The sequence below is a fragment of the Candidatus Arsenophonus triatominarum genome (assembly GCF_001640365.1).
Lineage (GTDB): Bacteria > Pseudomonadota > Gammaproteobacteria > Enterobacterales > Enterobacteriaceae > Arsenophonus > Arsenophonus triatominarum.
On the sequence record NZ_LWMI01000010.1, the window covers coordinates 383,736 to 401,416 of the forward strand.

General features: G+C 38.4%; 9 protein-coding genes and 9 pseudogenes. 7 read left to right on the forward strand and 11 right to left on the reverse strand.

All coding sequences use genetic code 11. The features are described from left to right. The first annotated feature begins 256 nt into the window (after nt 1-256). The gene (locus tag AYJ55_RS10455; RefSeq protein WP_063656208.1) at nt 257-823 is read left to right on the forward strand and encodes a 3'-5' exonuclease; all 567 of its coding nucleotides are present in this window, start codon (nt 257-259) and stop codon (nt 821-823) included. A gap of 220 nt (nt 824-1,043) precedes the next feature. Here AYJ55_RS10455 and AYJ55_RS34580 read toward each other — a convergent pair. Beyond that, nucleotides 1,044-1,169 (reverse strand): annotated as a pseudogene (locus AYJ55_RS34580) (lytic polysaccharide monooxygenase); the annotation flags it as partial. Between the two features lie 152 nt (nt 1,170-1,321). Continuing rightward, nucleotides 1,322-1,435 (reverse strand): lytic polysaccharide monooxygenase, encoded by a 114-nt coding sequence (locus AYJ55_RS35135; RefSeq protein ID WP_342668159.1) that lies wholly within the window; start codon nt 1,433-1,435, stop codon nt 1,322-1,324. 1,209 nt (nt 1,436-2,644) lie between these two features. Here AYJ55_RS35135 and AYJ55_RS10460 point away from each other — a divergent pair. Further along, on the forward strand, nt 2,645-3,463 hold the full coding sequence (locus AYJ55_RS10460) for a pyridoxal phosphatase (protein WP_063656210.1): 819 nt from the start codon (nt 2,645-2,647) through the stop codon (nt 3,461-3,463). A gap of 67 nt (nt 3,464-3,530) precedes the next feature. Here AYJ55_RS10460 and modC read toward each other — a convergent pair whose 3' ends face one another. From modC to modA, 3 genes are read right to left on the reverse strand one after another with little or no spacing between them, the layout of a single operon-like run. Then, entirely contained in the window at nt 3,531-4,634 is a 1,104-nt protein-coding gene (gene modC / locus AYJ55_RS10465; RefSeq protein ID WP_162505458.1) for a molybdenum ABC transporter ATP-binding protein ModC, read from the reverse strand. Continuing rightward, nucleotides 4,589-5,281: a molybdate ABC transporter permease subunit gene (gene modB, locus AYJ55_RS10470; protein WP_063656214.1), complete on the reverse strand. Its 693-nt coding sequence runs from the start codon at nt 5,279-5,281 to the stop codon at nt 4,589-4,591. Before modB ends, modC begins: the two co-directional genes overlap by 46 nt. Before the next feature lie 17 nt (nt 5,282-5,298). Then, nucleotides 5,299-6,072: a molybdate ABC transporter substrate-binding protein gene (modA, locus tag AYJ55_RS10475; RefSeq protein ID WP_063656216.1), complete on the reverse strand. Its 774-nt coding sequence runs from the start codon at nt 6,070-6,072 to the stop codon at nt 5,299-5,301. Between the two features lie 477 nt (nt 6,073-6,549). On the opposite strand from modA, the gene AYJ55_RS10480 reads away from it, so the two are divergent. Together AYJ55_RS10480 and AYJ55_RS10485 are read left to right on the forward strand one after the other, a co-directional pair. Next, nucleotides 6,550-6,747 carry a hypothetical protein gene (locus AYJ55_RS10480; protein ID WP_063656218.1) on the forward strand — a complete coding sequence of 66 codons (198 nt, stop codon included), beginning with the start codon at nt 6,550-6,552 and terminating at the stop codon, nt 6,745-6,747. 167 nt (nt 6,748-6,914) lie between these two features. Continuing rightward, a pseudogene (locus AYJ55_RS10485) lies at nt 6,915-8,130 on the forward strand (amino acid permease); the annotation flags it as partial. A gap of 21 nt (nt 8,131-8,151) precedes the next feature. On the opposite strand, the pseudogene AYJ55_RS10490 reads toward AYJ55_RS10485, so the two are convergent. Continuing rightward, nucleotides 8,152-9,023 (reverse strand): annotated as a pseudogene (locus AYJ55_RS10490) (IS982 family transposase). A gap of 314 nt (nt 9,024-9,337) precedes the next feature. Then, nucleotides 9,338-9,577 (reverse strand): annotated as a pseudogene (locus AYJ55_RS10495) (sodium:proline symporter); the annotation flags it as partial. A 68-nt stretch (nt 9,578-9,645) separates the two neighbouring features. On the opposite strand from AYJ55_RS10495, the pseudogene AYJ55_RS28670 reads away from it, so the two are divergent. From AYJ55_RS28670 to putA, 3 pseudogenes are all read left to right on the forward strand, one after another. Further along, nucleotides 9,646-9,825 (forward strand): annotated as a pseudogene (locus tag AYJ55_RS28670) (IS701 family transposase); the annotation flags it as partial. Nucleotides 9,826-10,022: 197 nt separating this feature from the next. Further along, a pseudogene (locus AYJ55_RS10500) lies at nt 10,023-10,457 on the forward strand (transposase); the annotation flags it as partial. 509 nt (nt 10,458-10,966) lie between these two features. Then, a pseudogene (putA, locus tag AYJ55_RS10505) lies at nt 10,967-14,857 on the forward strand (trifunctional transcriptional regulator/proline dehydrogenase/L-glutamate gamma-semialdehyde dehydrogenase); the annotation flags it as partial. Nucleotides 14,858-14,949: 92 nt separating this feature from the next. On the opposite strand, the gene fliZ reads toward putA, so the two are convergent. The 4 genes and pseudogenes from fliZ to AYJ55_RS10520 form a co-directional block, all read right to left on the reverse strand. Continuing rightward, complete coding sequence (gene fliZ, locus AYJ55_RS10510; RefSeq protein ID WP_063656228.1) at nt 14,950-15,465, reverse strand: flagella biosynthesis regulatory protein FliZ; 516 nt, start codon at nt 15,463-15,465, stop codon at nt 14,950-14,952. Nucleotides 15,466-15,555: 90 nt separating this feature from the next. Continuing rightward, nucleotides 15,556-16,188, reverse strand: a pseudogene (locus AYJ55_RS33010) (RNA polymerase sigma factor FliA). Between the two features lie 101 nt (nt 16,189-16,289). Further along, the gene (locus tag AYJ55_RS33015) at nt 16,290-16,427 is read right to left on the reverse strand and encodes a hypothetical protein (protein ID WP_245677323.1); all 138 of its coding nucleotides are present in this window, start codon (nt 16,425-16,427) and stop codon (nt 16,290-16,292) included. A 128-nt stretch (nt 16,428-16,555) separates the two neighbouring features. Further along, a pseudogene (locus tag AYJ55_RS10520) lies at nt 16,556-17,426 on the reverse strand (IS982 family transposase). Nucleotides 17,427-17,681: the final 255 nt, after the last annotated feature.

Sequence of the window (17,681 nt, forward strand, 5' to 3'; positions counted from 1 at the left end):
TTTTAACAAAAACGAAACAAAAATTAATATAGGCCATTAAAGATTTAATATAAAATTCACAATATTTTTTACTATAAGCAACATATAAGCTGAGTTTATTTGACCAAGCGCTTTATATAGATTTTTATCAGTCTCGCATAATTAAGTCATAAATAACATCAGAAAGCCGTGAGCAAAATTTTAAAATAATAAACCGAAAATACCAGGATGAACAGATTAACATCACTAAGTGTTAATAAAAAATTAAGGAATAGTAATGAAACCCCGCGAAAATTTAATGGTAGACCTAGAAACCATGGGAATCGGTAGTTGCGCCGCCATTGTAGCAATCGGTGCGGTTTTTTTTGATCCAACAACCGGTGAAACAGGTTCTGCCTTTTATCAAGCTGTCGATCTCTCTTCATCAATGTCTGCCGGTGGAACAGTTAATGGCGAAACCATAAAATGGTGGTTATGCCAATCCAATGAAGCTCGAGCAACGATTGCCAAAAAAAGTTTACCACTAATTGATAATGTTCTGCGTGAATTACATTTCTGGGCGCGCGAAAATGCACAAGAACGGATGGATGGTTTAAAAGTCTGGGGGAAAAGCGCTAATTTTATATTAAGAGGCGCTTATGAAAGATCAAATTTAGCCCCTTTTTGGCATGTCGGTAATGATCGTGATGTACACACTATTATCGATATGGGAATGAACCTTGGCTTTAATCTACAAAATGAGTTGTCAATCGTTAAAACGCAAGATAATGCGCTTAATTGTGCTCTTTATCAAGTGCATCACGTTGCCAATATTTGGCAAAAAATTATCCAACATGAGGAGTGAAAATTTATTCCAGTTAATGAAAATTACTGATGATTAATATCAAATACCAATAAACTCACATTACGCTAAATTATTTGATAAAAGCTAGCTAAGTAGAAATAGCTAGTAATTGATAATAGTAAATATTGCTTAATACAAAAGTTTGCAAATCTGATTTGAAATTATAATATTCGTTACTTCACTCGATAATAATTGCCAGTTAATATTATTTAGCTTGCATATTCACATCGACAACTTGATAAAAGGCATTTACCGTATCAGCAATTGACCAAACACCTAAAACAACTTGATAACCAGTGCGTTGTGGAACATCACAATCAAAATAACACGAGTTTCGCACCGACATATGAAATTCCAGAAATGGCTTAAAAGCAATGGTTAATTTACAAGTTGCTAAAACGTATAAATTTGTTTAAATTACAATAAGTTGCTTTTAATTTATAAGATTTTGTCTATTTATATATTATGCTGAATTAAACTTAAAAATAGAGCGTTTTTTTATTGATGCGAAACTCGTGTAGTAATAAAAAACTCCCATTTTTCTGTTCTGTGTGGCTGTGTTAGCGACCAACGAAAGGTGTTTTTGCCTGAAGTTAGCGGTACTTTTTCCAGCGATCAACACTTTGTTCATTGAGTTTATAAAATGATGAATTATCACCACTGGCTATCTTAACCATCACGAGCACCGCCTTGCGGAAAACCTTTCGGCCCTTCAATAACCTGAGTTCGGGATAAGCGATAGTTGTGAGAAAATAAAAATAGCCGATTTATCAAAAAATATTTTAAAATCAAGAAGATAAAAAAGCAGGAAAATTCTTAGTGATAGCAGGTTAAAAAAGAAGCTATTTTTCTCTACTAAAATCATAAAAAAACCAAAATTAATACTGTTTTATGTAATTATTTTAAATTGACTATTTGAATATGTGATAAAAAATTAGGATCTTTATCCCGAACTCAGGTTTCAATAGACATAAGATCATATTCAACAGCGCCACAATTGTTATTTTCATGTATCCAACATAAAACTGCCCGGCTCTTAGGTTCAAAAATAAAACCATGCTGTGGTTCCGGTTTTGCAGATGCAGTTGCTATATTGGCAGCACACATTAGTGATAACGAAGCTAATAGTAATTTACTTTTGATTTAATACATCCCTTGAATAATTTCTACTTTTAATAATTAACACTATTTTTATATAACATTACTTACAGCAGGGTAAATTATTATGCCGATAAAACTAAAATATCAATTTAATTAATCTATTTTTTGCTTAAAAAATATTTCACTTAAATATAAATAAAATAATATATTTAATAGGATATAAATATAATTTCAGTAAATCTTAGCTAAATTATTCTAACGTTATATTTAATAATAATAAAAATTTTAATTCATAAATAATCCATTTTTATAAAATATAATAAATTAATACCTAATTTATAATCTAACTAAAATATCAGTTAAAAATTAACAACCATCAGCATAATAAATTTAAAAACTAATATTAAAATATACTGTTCAAATAGCAGCACTTATTGTTAAAAAAGGCAATAAATATCGATTTAAAATTAACAACATTGACATTAAATTAATAAAAATGGCCATCTATTAACTCAGAGGGTCAAAAATTTTTCTGCTTATTAATATTCAATTAGGGTAATTATTTATTTTTTCGGGTTTAGTTAACGACTATTATTCGATATGATTAGATTTGGAAAAATTTATCGGTTTGCACCTGTAAGATAAATAATTTACTAAGTTACATTGTTTAAAATTACTACCTAGATTAAATGCTATATCACTATTTAATGAGGGTGATTTATGTCATATCGCGTCATCGCTTTAGATCTCGATGGTACCCTATTGGATCCACATAAACAGATCTTGCCACAATCTTTAGCAGCTATAAACCAAGCTCGTCGCCAAGGGATCAAAGTTATTATTGCTACCAGCCGCCATCACGTTGCTATTCACCCATTTTATCAAGCACTGAATTTGGATACACCGGCAATTTGTTGCAATGGTACTTATCTCTATGACTATCATGCTAAAAAAGTACTGGAATCGGATCCGTTATCAGCAGCAGAAGCGACTAAGGTGGTTGCCTATTTACAAGGTACCAATATCAACCACTTGATGTATGTTGATGACGCCATGCTATATCAACAACATAATGATGCTATTGAACGAACATTGAAATGGGCAGATTCTTTACCTAAAAATCAACGTCCCAATATCCATAAAATTGACAATTTTAATACAGCAATCCAACAGGTTACGGCTATTTGGAAATTTGCCACTTGTACGTCTGATATCGAAAAATTACGTGCTTTTAGCCAAACTATTCAACAAGAGCTGAAGCTTGCTTGCGAGTGGTCATGGTTTGATCAAGTTGATATTGCTAAAAAAGGCAATAGCAAAGGTTTGCGTTTACAACGTTGGGTCGAATCACAAGGTTTAACGATGAAAGATGTGATAGCTTTTGGTGATAATTTTAATGATGTCAGCATGCTAACTGCCGCGGGTCTCGGCGTTGCAATGGGTAATAGCTGTGATGAGGTGAAAAAACATGCTGATATAATTACCGATCAAAATAGCGCGCCAGGGATCGCTCAAGTGATCCAAAAATATGTGCTATAAAGGCTGTAAAGCTATTTGCACAACTGGCTAACAATCTTTGTTCGCAAATATTGCATCATCAATAGAATTAAAGCCGACGAGTTAGCGATAGACTCTTGATTTGGGCATAAACCCATTTACCCGGCTTTATTTCTAGCTCATCTCTTGCCCAGCGCGTGATCCTAGCCCAGATAAAGTGGCTATCTATTGCTAACTTAACATCCACTTGCTCGATGTCATCAATGCACTCCATTACTTTGCCCCTTAATATATTACGAATAGTCGTTTGCGTTGGCTTATGTAAGGTTAAAGAAACGTCTGCGGCATCAATACGGATCCGAACCGATTGACCTAATTGGAATTGCAACTGGGGAAGCCACAATCGTTGATCCGATATAGCAACCGATGTCATCATATAAAGGGTATGATGCTCGATCACCTTAACATTTAAGATACTACTTAATGCATCAGCTTGTAACCAGGGACGTAAAACACTGCTCGACCAAATATCAGCTAACGGCGCGACTGCCTCAATTTTACCTGCTGACATAACAATTACATTATCAGCCAGCCGGACTATTTCATCCAGATTATGACTGACATAGAGAATAGGGATTTGGATATCTTGCGATAACTTTTCCAAATAGGGAAGTAACTCTCTTTTGCGTGGTAAATCTAACGAAGCTAATGGCTCATCCATTAATAATAATTCAGGCGCGGTTAATAATGCGCGGCCAATAGCCACTCGTTGTTTTTCGCCACCTGACAACATAGCTGGCAAGCGCGGCAATAATATTTCAATACCGAGCAATTGAACAATATCATCAAAGTGTGATTTCATTGCGCCAGACATGCCATATTGCAAATTACCTTTAACGCTATAATGTGGAAACAGGCGCACATCTTGAAAAACATAACCCATTTTACGCCTTTCTGGTGGTACAAACAGACCTTTATCCGTATCGACTAAAACCCGATCATTAAAGATAATCTGTCCTTTATCAGGTCTGGTAAGCCCACCTATCATGTTTATCAGGGAGGTTTTGCCAACACCGGAAACGCCAAAAATAGCGGTGATCCCTTGAGTCGAAAGTGTGGTATCGGCATAGAGCGATAAATCCCCTAGCTGGTGTTGTAGACGAAAAGCTAACACATTGCCCCCAAACGTTTTCTGCCACAGCGAGTTAACCATTCAGAAAAAAGTAACGATAGCAAGGCTAAGATGATAGCAATAATACATAAACGAGCTGCAGCTATTTCTGCGCCTGGTGTTTCAATTAGAGTATACATGGCTAATGGAATGGTTCTGGTTTCACCTGGAATATTAGAAACAAACGTAATCGTGGCACCAAATTCACCTAATGAACGAGCAAAAGCCAAAACCATACCAACAATAATTCCCGGTAAGATGAGCGGTAAGGTGATGGTAAAAAAAACCCGTAATGGATTAGCACCCAATGTTCGGGCGGCCTGCTCAAGGCGTCTATCAACCCCTTCCAATGCTAATCTTATTGCTCTAACCAACAATGGAAAAGCGATGATGGCAGAAGCTAAAGCAGCACCTCGCCAACTAAAGGTAAAACTAAATCCAAACCAATCGTATAGCCATTCACCTATTACCCCATGGCGACCAAATGACAGTAAGAGTAGATAACCTACCACTACTGGCGGTAATACTAAAGGTAAATGGATCAGACTATCGAGTAATGTTTTGCCCGGAAAATGACAACGCACCAAGATCCAGGCCATTAATATCCCTAAAGGCAGACTCACCAATACTGCAACACTTGATACTTTTAAGCTTAAAATAATAGCTTGCCACTCATATTCACTTAGCATATGCAAGAATTAATTTCCTATAATGGACTAAAACCATAATGTTTAAATATTGCCGCTGCTGCCGGCGTTTTTAAATAGGCAAAAAAATCGTTAACCTGATTAGTCTGATGATTTTTAACAATTGCCATCGGGTATTCGATAGCGTTATAACTGTTCTCTGGAAATATGCCAACTACTTTAACCTTTTTACTCACCCCCACATCAGAGCCATACACTATGCCTAATGATGCTTCATTCAACTCAACTAATGCCATACCACTGCGAACATTATTGGTTCTAGCTAACATAGTATCAACGGTTTTCCAGGCGCCTAAAGAAACTAGTGCCTGTTTAGCATAGATACCAACAGGGACATGATCAGGATCACCGACGGCAATTCGTTCACCATTGGCAAGTGTGCGCCAATCAGTTTTTTTGCTAATTGTGATTGGTTTTAGTGCTGAATTTATTGGCGCAATAAGAACTAAATTATTACCTAACAAAGTATGGCGACTGGCATTAACCATAAGTTGTTTCTGTTGCACATAATCCATCCATTGTTGATCAGCAGAGATAAAAATATCGGTCGGAGCATCCTGTTCAATTTGTCTGGCTAACGTTGAAGAGGAAGCATATAATGCAATAATTTTAGTATTATGATCCTTTTCATATTGCGTTACGATATCATTTAAGGCATTGGTTAACGATACGGCAGCAAAAACGGTCACTTTATTCTCCGCCGCCCAATTTTGGGCAATGACCAACCAAAAAAGTGCAACCGCTGTCACTATTTTGGCAATATATTTTTTCATCATTGATACCTTTTTCATTATTTTTGTCGTTATATATATCAGGGTGTAACGAATAATGAAAGTCGTATGATATCGATAAAATTAAATTATCTTAGTTAGTTAAAAACAGTGGTAAACAGAATAAATGAGCGGTATAATAATTGCTAAGCATCTGTTGTTAAAAGGTAATTAACAACAAAATAAAAATAATTATATCATCTTGATAGTTAACAAAAAAATCAGCTTAAAATTTCAATTGCTGGAATTAGCTGATAAAAAACCGTTATTTTGCTTATCATTTAAATAAAGTTATTTATACAAATTTTATTTATTAAAGAATATAAAAAATTGGCAATTAATTATTAGAGACCAAGCTAATTAAATCAATATCATCCTCCATCCTGCTATAATTGTGTCACCATAAGTTAAATAATGATATTTTTAAAATAATAACCCGCTAACCCTTGCTGAATAAAAGAAAACAACATTGGACAATCTATGAACGACAAACCATTATCATCGGTAACAAACATAGATCAAGGACAACTCAAACAAGGTTTACAAAATCGCCATATTCAACTGATTGCTATAGGTGGTGCCATAGGCACAGGATTATTTATGGGCTCAGGCAAAGCTATCTCTTTAGCTGGCCCGTCCCTTATTATTATTTATCACGAGTTTCGCACAGGCATATAAAATTCCAGAAATGGCTTAAAAGCAATGGTTAATTTGCAAGTTACTAAAACGTATAAATTTCTTTAAATTACAATAAGTTGCTTTTAATTTATAAGATTTTGTCTATTTATATATTATGCTGAATTAAACTTAAAAATAGAGCGTTTTTTTATTGGTGCGAAACTCGTGTTTATTTAATTATCGGCTTTGTTTTGTTTTTCGTAATGAGGGCCATGGGGGAACTACTCCTTTCCAATTTAAATTATAAATCCTTTAGTGATTTTTGTGCTGAACTATTAGGCCCATGGGCCGGCTTTTTCGTTGGCTGGTACTTATTGGTTTTGTTGGGTGATCACTGCAATCGCAGAAATTGTTGCTATTACTGCCTATATTGGTTACTGGGCACCTGATTTTCCGCCCTGGCTGACCTCATTACTTTGCATACTATTGTTATTAACCCTTAATCTGGTCTCGGTTTCCTTATTTGGTGAAACAGAATTTTAGTTTGCAATTATCAAAATCATTGCCATTGTCTTTTTTATTTTGATTGGCGTAATATTAGTGATTATCGGCTTTAAAACGCCTACCGGTCATATTGCATCCTTCAGCCACCTGTGGAATGATGACATCTTTCCCATGGGCATTAACGATTTTTTTGCCGGTTTCCAATTAGCCATCTTCTCTTTCGTTGGTATTGAAATCGTTGGCGCCACCGCTGCAGAAACGCGCGATCCAAATCGAGTGTTACCAAAAGCGATCAGCGCCATTCCGTTTAGATTTATCGCCTTTTATGTCCTTTCTTTAGTGGTTATTATGTCAGTCACCCCTTGGCGTGAGATTGCTGCCGATAAGAGCCCATTCGTCGAGTTGTTTGTCTTAATTGGTGTGCCGGCTGCGGCCAGTATTGTCAACTTTGTGGTGCTGACTTCAGCCGCTTCCTCTACCAATAGTGGCGTCTTTTCCACCAGCCGGATGTTATTTGGGCTAGCCAAGGAAGCAAATGCCCCCAGCCAATTTAGTCAATTATCGAATAAAGCAGTGCCAGTTAAGGGATTATGTTTTACCTGCTGCTGCCTTAGTATGGCGGTGGTATTGATCTATTTTATTCCCGATGTTATGCGGGTTTTTGTCCTGATCACCACCGTAGCTGCGATCCTTTTTATGTTTATCTGGAGTATGATCCTGTGTGCTTATCTGGCTTATCGCAAAAAACAACCGCATCGACATCAAACTTCGATTTATAAAATGCCAGATGGCATTGTTATGTCTTGGGTTTGCCTACTATTTTTTGTGTTTGTTTTAATATTGCTAACCTTAGAAAAAGATACTCGCCAGGCGCTATTGGCGGTACCCATTTGGTTTACAATGTTACTAATTGGTTATCAAATTGCTAAAAAAACCTGAGTTCGGGATAAGCATTATCAATTATGCTTGAAGAGATGTTCCTGCCACCGGTATCTTTGGTTTAGATGGAATTAAACAATATGCAACCAGCCCTGCTAATAAATTCACTACAAAGTTAGCAGGAGAGCGGTGCTGCGTATGCGCTATCTGACAAAGATTTTTTAACTCATCAAATACCGTTTCAATGACAGAACGATGACGCAAGATGGCTTTGTCGAAACAAGTCTGTTCAACAGGCTTCATTTTCTTCTTGATATTCGTTATAAGGTTAATTCCCATTGTTTTCAGTTGCTGTTTCAGTGAAGCCGATAAATACCCTTTATCCGCATACAAACAACCAGAAAGATCTTTTATCAGTTTAGGTAATGGTTTCCGATCATCTGTGTTTCCTGGTGTAAGTCGAAAACTGAGTATTTCCCCCAAGTGATTGATAATTACATGAAGTTTGAAACCAAAGAACCAACCTGTTGAGGTTTTTCCTCGTTCAGCTATCCCATCGAAGACTTTATGCCGGCGGATCCGTAAGTTATCACACAGCTATCGGAGTAGAATCGGCAACCGACAGACCCGTGCGCTTTCCCTTAATTGACTCAAACAGTGCCGTTAAAGCTAAGGCACTGCACGGAAGTAACTCTACGTAGCGTGAATATGATGGCAAGTTAGGAAATTCCTTCCTGAGATATAAACGGACATAATAGAGATAAAATACCTTGAATTGGCTGAATCGGAGTTGATGAAACAAAACAACCAGTGTCATCATTTCAGCCAATGAAAGCTGAGTAGACCGTCTACGACGGCTTACTACCGTTATTCAGCAAAATTTCATGCATTTTTGGCTCGAAGTCTTTACAAAAATCATCCATCAGGCAATAAAGTTCAGTAAGATTTTCCATCATTGTTTAACAATGCTCTACTCTTTAACCAGATTGTTAGAGTATTTTAACGAAATATGCGCATTCAACTATTTGAATAGCAAGACTTTCACTTTATTTCTTATCCCGAACTCAGGTTAAAAAACGTAAAACTTCTGCTAATTAAACTAAACATGGTGGTTTGCCTAAAACCACCATTTTCAAGTTAACCGATAAAATAGTTAGCGGCTAAAAATAGTATCAAGCCATGAAATCATTGCTGTTGATCGGGTTATATAAAAACGTCGATACATTAGCTTACAAAGCGATAAATTTAGCGCGTCTATTGTTGCGACTTATTGGCTGGCTTTATACTCAGCTTCCGCTTTAATAAAGCGTTTCACTGCACTCTGGCTAGGTCCGGTAGTTAACAGGCTAACGACAACAATGGCGATTGAGGCAAAAATAAAACCGGGAATAATTTCATACAAACCAAACCACTTATATTGCATCCATATCAATACCGTTATGGCACCGACCAGCATACCGGCTAAAGCACCACCGTAGCGATTCATGCGTTGCCACAAGACAGAAACACGAGTTTCGCAATCTCCAAAAAAGAAGTATAAAGTTCAAAACAAGAAAAAATTAGGGTGTTTATATTTTGTTAGTTTATCCATGCATTAAAAATATATATAAAACATTCTTACAAGTAAGCAGTGTAAGATACTCTGGTTTGGCGTTATCAGAAGTAAGTCCATCGCCTTTATCTCATGACACTATTAGCCGATGGCTAAAAAGTAAATGTTTTCAACCTAAAGACCTATGGCAATTAGTTCAACCTTCTACACGAGTTTCGCACCAATAAAAAAACGCTCTATTTTTAAGTTTAATTCAGCACAATATATAAATAGACAAAATCTTATAAATTAAAAGCAACTTATTGTAATTTAAACAAATTTATACGTTTTAGTAACTTGCAAATTAACCATTGCTTTTAAGCCATTTCTGGAATTTTATATGCCTGTGCGAAACTTGTGTTCTATAGACAAAAAAAGCCCTTGCGTACTAATTGCCGATGATACATTGATTGCCAAAACATGTAGTAAAAAAATAGAGATGGTCCATTATCAATATTCAGGTAATGAACTTGATGTTACTGCTGGCATAGGTTTAGTTAATTTACTTTGGCATAATCTAACAACTGTTGAATCAATTCCTATTGATTATCGTATTTATGATAAAGATTCCGATGGAAAAACAAAAAACACGCACTTTTCCGAAATGCTCGCTCTTGCTAAAAAAAGAGGGATCATACCAGAAGCGGTAGTGATGGATGCCTGGTATTCTAGTCTGGATAATCTGAAATCAATTCGCTCTCATGGTTGGGTCTGGGTAACCACGCTGAGGAAAAACAGGATTGTTAACCATAACAAACAACTGAACAAGTTAGACATCTCAGAAGAAGGAACTCCAACACGAGTTTCGCACCAATAAAAAAACGCTCTATTTTTAAGTTTAATTCAGCATAATATATAAATAGACAAAATCTTTTAAATTAAAAGTAACTTATTATAATTTAAACAAATTTATATGTTTTAGTAACTTGCAAATTAACCATTGCTTTTAAGCCATTTCTGGAATTTTATATGCCTGTGCGAAACTCGTGATTTAGTTAAATAATTATAATATTAATTAATTTAATATTTTTTTATTTATGTTTCAGCAATATATAACAATACTTATAATAAAATCTATTTTAATTAATACAAAAATAGATTTATTTCACATTTCTAACACTTTCATTAGTTAACAATATTGCACCAAATTAAAACATAAAGGATATTGTTAAATCACCGACTTCTAACAATCATCAGAAGAATAAGAATGAGTCGCCGCATAACTGCAGTCATTCTTACTGTTGATAAAGTAACCAGATAAGGTATTGAAACAACTTTACAACGCCTGGAGCTTAGATCGATTAGTTAACAGGACAGGCAATATTTAATTATCTTAGACACTTTGATAATGAGGAAGCTATGGTTCAATTCTCGGCTACCAAAGTTAATGAAAAAGAAAATTCATCTAGCGACATCGCAATATGCCCTAAAACAGGAAAACCCTCCTTTTTAAATTTTGCACAGCATATTTTACCTCAATCCGCAAAACGTTCAGCAATCACTGCAGCCTATCGATTACCTGAAACACAGCTATTACCTCTATTATTGCAACAGGCACAGCAACCAGAAAATCAGACACAAGCGGCTTATCAACTAGCCTATCAGCTAGCAAAAAATCTACGCCAGCAAAAAAATAGTGTTGGCCGTTCTGGTTTAGTACAGAGTCTATTACAACAATTTTCTCTCTCGTCGCAAGAAGGGATTGCGCTTATGTGCCTGGCTGAAGCACTGCTGCGCATCCCCGATAACGCTACCCGTGACATATTGATCCGCGACAAAATTAGTGGTGGTGACTGGCAGTCACATATTGGACAGAGTTCATCATTATTTGTTAATGCTGCCACCTGGGGTTTGCTAATTATGGGGAAATTAGTTGCCAGCCATCATGAAAATAAACTTACCAGTGCTCTTAACCGGATCATTAGTAAAAGTGGTGAACCCATTATTCGTCAAGCTGTGAATATGGCAATGCGGCTAATGGGTGAGCAATTTGTCACTGGTGAAACCATCATAAAAGCACTAAGTAATGCGCATAAAATGGAAAATAAAGGTTTTAGCTACTCTTATGATATGTTAGGTGAAGCAGCCTTAACCGATGAAGATGCCAAAACCTACATGGCTGCTTACCAACAAGCGATTAATGCCATTGGTAAAGCTTCCCACGGCAAAAGCATTTATGCCAGTGCCGGAATTTCCATTAAACTGTCTGCGCTCCATCCAAGATATTGCCGGGCTCAATATGAGCGGGTGATGTCTGAGCTTTACCCTCGTCTGTTAACATTAACCTTACAAGCACGTCATTACGATATTGGCATTAATATTGATGCTGAAGAAGCTGATAGATTGGAAATTTCCCTCGATCTGTTAGAAAAGCTGTGTTTCGAACCGCAACTAGCCGGCTGGGATGGAATTGGCTTTGTCATTCAGGCATATCAAAAACGCTGCCCCTATGTTATCGATGAAATTATAGATTTAGCGCAACGCAGTCAGCACCGTTTGATGATCCGACTGGTAAAAGGCGCTTATTGGGATAGTGAAATTAAACGCGCGCAAATAAATGGTCTTGAAGGTTACCCTGTCTATAGCAGAAAAATTTATACTGATGTCAGTTATCTGGCTTGTGCGCGTAAATTGCTGTCGGTGCCCAATTTAATTTATCCCCAATTTGCCACCCATAACGCCCATACCTTAGCCACGATTTATTATATGGCTGGTGAAAATTATTATCCTGGCCAATATGAATTTCAATGTTTACATGGCATGGGCGAAGCGCTATATCAACAAGTTGTCGGCGCCATCGCCGAAGGTAAACTTAATCGCCCCTGTCGTATTTATGCGCCAGTCGGTAGTCATCAAACCTTGTTGGCTTACCTGGTGCGCCGCTTACTGGAAAATGGCGCAAATACTTCATTTGTTAATCAGATTGCCGATCCTAATATTCCATTAGATAAATTGGTGGCTGATCCAGTGCAACAAGTGCTGGCGGCGGCTGAAACGGCAGGCCAACTGGGTTTGCCACACCCACAAATCCCACTGCCTCGTGCGCTATATGGCACCAAGCGCCTCAATGCTATTGGTATTGATTTGACTAACGAACATCACCTGGCGGCACTGGCACAGACCCTACTGACTACCCCACTCTGTTATCAGGTTAAACCTTTACTGGCAGGAGAACCGCCTTCGCCGGATGAAATTTCAGCCCGACAGCCGATCACTAATCCGGCTAATCTTGACAATATCGTCGGCTATGTCCACGAAGCAAGCCTAACCGACGTCGAGCATGCGTTCGAAATTGCTACTAACGCAGCTACTCGCTGGGCGACGACCCCCGTCATAGGACGAGCGGCCATTTTGCAACAAGCGGCTAGCCTGATGGAGCAGCAATTCTCCCGTCTAATTGGCGTATTGATCCGTGAAGCCGGCAAAACCTTTAGTAATGCCATTGCTGAAGTGCGCGAAGCGATCGATTTTTTGCGTTACTACGCCGCACAGATCAGTGAAAATTTCAATAATGAAAGCTATTCGCCACTGGGTGTGGTGGTTTGCATTAGTCCGTGGAATTTTCCACTGGCGATTTTTAGCGGCCAAATCGCTGCCGCTTTAGCGAGCGGTAATAGCGTATTGGCCAAACCGGCAGAGCAGACACCGATTATTGCCATGCTAGCGGTTGAGTTACTGCACCAGGCGGGCATACCCCGTGATGTTCTTCAGCTGCTGCCCGGTAGCGGCGAGCAAGTGGGTACAAAACTGATCAGTGACAAGCGGACAGACGGTGTGATGTTTACCGGTTCAATCCAGGTGGCCAAACTGATCCAGCATAATCTTGCCGGCCGACTCAATGTTCAGCAACAGCCCATTCCACTGATTGCCGAAACCGGTGGCTTAAATGCCATGATTGTTGACTCATCCGCACTGACGGAGCAAGTTGTCAATGATGTTATCATTTCAGCCTTCGATAGTGCCGGTCAGCGCTGCTCTGCCCTACGTATTCTTTGTATCCAGGAAGAGGTCGCTGAACGCACACTGACGATGTTAAAAGGCGCAATGGCCGAATACCGAGTCGGTGATCCTAGCCAGCTGGCAACCGATATTGGCCCTGTCATTGATAGCGAAGCACAGCAGAATATCGAACAACACATTGCACAAATGCGTCAAGCAGGGAAAACCATTTATCAGGCTGAGCAACCTAGCCAACAGGATGATAATCAATGGCAACAAGGCACCTTTGTCCGACCCACCTTAATTGAAATTGACCATTTTAATGAACTGAAAAAAGAAATTTTTGGCCCGGTACTACATATTTTACGCTTTAAGCGCCATCAACTAACCAGCCTGATCAAACAAATTAATGACTCAGGTTATGGCTTAACTTTAGGGCTACATAGCCGTATTGATGAAACTATTGCCGACGTTTGCCAGACGGCCAAAGTAGGTAATATTTACGTTAACCGCAATATGGTCGGTGCAGTGGTTGGGGTACAACCCTTTGGCGGTGAAGGATTATCGGGTACTGGGCCAAAAGCCGGTGGCCCGCTTTATCTCTATCGATTGCTCACCCAAAGGCCAGCTACCATCATTGATAAACTGCTTACGCCACCAGATAATCGCTATCCACTAAAACATTGCCAACCATCATTGCAGCCATTAACTCCCTTTGCTGCCTTCTGTGATTGGGCAAAAAACCGCCATCATGCAACAATTGCTGCTATTATTGACCACTATCAGCAATTGACCGCAACCGGCATCTGCAGTGAGTTGCCCGGTCCAACCGGAGAGCATAATAGTTATAGGCTAGTGCCACGTGGGCGGATTTTATGTCTGGCGGAAACAGAAGCGGATGCAGTGATCCAGCTGGCAGCGGTATTAGCGATGGGATGTCACCTGCTATGGCCAAATAATGCCATCCAGCAGCATTTGCTCGCAGAGTTGCCTGATTTAGTCAACCAGATGATCAGGCTAACTGATAATTGGCAACTAGCCGACTGCCAATTTGATGGAGTTATTTATCATGGCGCTAGCCATCAGTTACAAACCATTTGTCAGGCAGTGGCTGAGCGTGACGGGCCAATTATTTCCGTGCAAGGATATCTATCCGGTGACAACCAGTTATTACTTGAGCGTTTAGTCCATGAACGAGCTGTCAGTGTCAATACTGCGGCGGCCGGCGGCAATGCCAGTTTAATGACACTGGAATAATTTTTCATTGGTAACAATAAAGCCTTAGCGATTTGCTAAGGCTTTATTTATCTAATAACTGTGAAATAATTTAGTTTCTATCCATAGCAACGTTATGCTGAGTGACCAGCCCGCCAGCCTAAGAATTGCTCATATTTACGCAAAGCAATATTGTAATTACTAAAGGCAGAGTCGGTCATTTTATCCTGCATCTGAGCCTGAATTTTTTCAATCTCCAATTCAGCGAGCTGAAATTGCATTTCACTTAACAACTCATCCAGTCGACGTAGCCGCACCACATATTCGCGTACGGTACTATGGCTCATTTCAGTCTCTTTAAACAGATACTGTTTAAACGACATAATATCAAAATAGCCAGTATCACTATTACAATAAATTTTACTACAAAAACGACATAGCGCGGTAAATCTATGCTGTAATTCGGCCCAAGCTTGCCCATCAATCAGCTCGGTCATAGCTGAAATCGCTTCTTTATTCAGAATTTGATCATTAAACACCAATGAAATCCGATCAAGGGTTTTGTTACAGTGTGCGCAGTGAATTTGACTATGTTTATAGTCTTTAATATAACGGCTGAGCGGCCGCTTCTTTTGGTTAGAAACAGACATATTTAGATAAGCCCTGTGTGTAAATCGTAAACAAAAAAATAAAAAATATTATTTATCTGGATTTAAGCGCGCTCGTAGCCGTTTTATCGCCTAGCTATGTAGCTGGAGCTGACGCGGGATTCCCCGACATTCAACACCGCGCCTATTTCCTTCAGGTTCAGATCTTCTTGATAATAGAGCGTCAAAACCATTTTTTCCCTTTTAGGCAAACATTCTATCGCCTTTATAATATTTTTGCGAATCAGTTGCTATTAAAGTTTGCAGCGGATTTCGGCTCATCGTCAACCTCAATAATCCGTTCACAGCTCTCACCATGCACTTCATGCCACTCATCATAAGAGCATAATTGACTATTGTTGCTATCCTGCAATAACTGCTGATACTCCGGCAGACCGATATTCAACTTATCAGCAATCTCCTGCTCGGCCGCCGGCCGGCCTAGCGCTTGCTCAAGCTGCTGCATTACTTTGGCCGCTTCCCGCGCCATACGGCGCACACTACGCGGTACCCAATCGCGGGCGCGTAATTCATCTAACATCGCGCCACGAACCCGTTGCACGGCATAAGTGGTAGCGGTACCTTGCATAGCATTAAACCGCTCTAATGCTTCCAGCAGACCAATACCGCCAGCCTGAATTAAATCATCCAGTCTACGCTAGCCGGTAATCTAACTTGCAGTTTTAATGCCACGAGTTTCGCACAGGCATATAAAATTCCAGAAATGGCTCAAAAGCAATGGTTAATTTGCAAGTTACTAAAACGTATAAATTTGTTTAAATTACAATAAGTTGCTTTTAATTTATAAGATTTTGTCTATTTATATATTATGCTGAATTAAACTTAAAAATAGAGCGTTTTTTTATTGGTGCGAAACTCGTGGCTTCATGACGTACTAAAGGAATATAGCGTTCCAATAGTACATTTTTTTCAATTATCCCATCCTGGGTGTAGAGATCGTTCATCGTAGGCACCTGTCATTGATAACAGGCGCTTATTATCCGAAATTGAGAGGGCAAATAATGGCGTAAATAGTGATATAAAACGGGCTTTTTTTACTTATCTAACCTGAGTTCGGGATAAGCATTATCAATTATGCTTGAAGAGATGTTCCTGCCACAGGTATCTTTGGTTTAGATGGAATTAAACAATATGCAACCCGCCCGGCTAATAAATTCACTACAAAATTAGCAGGAGAGCGGTGCCGCGTATGCGCTATCTGACAAAGATTTTTTAACTCATCAAATACCGTTTCAATGACAGAACGATGACGCAAGATGACTTTGTCGAAACAAGTCTGTTCAACAGGCTTCATTTTCTTCTTGATATTCGTTATAAGGTTAATTCCCATTGTTTTCAGTTGCTGTTTCAGTGAAGCCGATAAATACCCTTTATCCGCATGCAAACAACCAGAAAGATCTTTTATCAGCTCAGGTAATGGTTTCCGATCATCTGTGTTTCCTGGTGTAAGTCGAAAACTGAGTATTTCACTCAAATGATTGATAATTACATGAAGTTTGAAACCAAAGAACCATCCTGTTGAGGTTTTTCCTCGTTCAGCTATCCCATCGAAGACTTTATGCCGGCGGATCCGTAAGTTATCACACAGCTATCGGAGTAGAATCGGCAACCGACAGACCCGTGCACTTTCCTTTAATTGACTCAAACAGTGCCGTTAAAGCTAAGGCACTGCACGGAAGTAACTCTACGTAGCGTGAATATGATGGCAAGTTAGGAAATTCCTTCCTGAGATATAAACGGACATAATAGAGATAAAATACCTTGAATTGGCTGAATCGGAGTTGATGAAACAAAGCAACCAGTGTCATCATTTCAGCCAATGAAAGCTGAGTAGACCGTCTACGACGCTTACTACCGTTATTCAGCAAAATTTCATGCATTTTTGGCTCGAAGTCTTTACAAAAATCATCCATCAGGCAATAAAGTTCAGTAAGATTTTCCATCATTGTTTAACAATGCTCTACTCTTTAACCAGATTGTTAGAGTATTTTAACGAAATATGCGCATTCAACTATTTGAATAGCAAGACTTTCACTTTATTTCTTATCCCGAACTCAGGTTATTTTTAAGTTTAATTCAGCATAATATATAAATAGACAAAATCTTATAAATTAAAAGCAACTTATTGTAATTTAAACAAATTTATACGTTTTAGTAACTTGCAAATTAACCATTGCTTTTAAGCCATTTCTGGAATT

Excerpts from the sequence above, each read along its gene's own strand:
- modA (WP_063656216.1), bottom strand. The coding sequence starts at position 6,072 with ATGAAAAAATATATTGCCAAAATAGTGACAGCGGTTGCACTTTTTTGG.
- modB (WP_063656214.1), bottom strand. The coding sequence starts at position 5,281 with ATGCTAAGTGAATATGAGTGGCAAGCTATTATTTTAAGCTTAAAAGTA.
- AYJ55_RS10480 (WP_063656218.1), top strand. The coding sequence starts at position 6,550 with ATGAACGACAAACCATTATCATCGGTAACAAACATAGATCAAGGACAA.
- AYJ55_RS10460 (WP_063656210.1), top strand. The coding sequence starts at position 2,645 with ATGTCATATCGCGTCATCGCTTTAGATCTCGATGGTACCCTATTGGAT.
- fliZ (WP_063656228.1), bottom strand. The coding sequence starts at position 15,465 with ATGTCTGTTTCTAACCAAAAGAAGCGGCCGCTCAGCCGTTATATTAAA.
- modC (WP_162505458.1), bottom strand. The coding sequence starts at position 4,634 with ATGGTTAACTCGCTGTGGCAGAAAACGTTTGGGGGCAATGTGTTAGCT.
- AYJ55_RS33015 (WP_245677323.1), bottom strand. The coding sequence starts at position 16,427 with ATGAACGATCTCTACACCCAGGATGGGATAATTGAAAAAAATGTACTA.
- AYJ55_RS10455 (WP_063656208.1), top strand. The coding sequence starts at position 257 with ATGAAACCCCGCGAAAATTTAATGGTAGACCTAGAAACCATGGGAATC.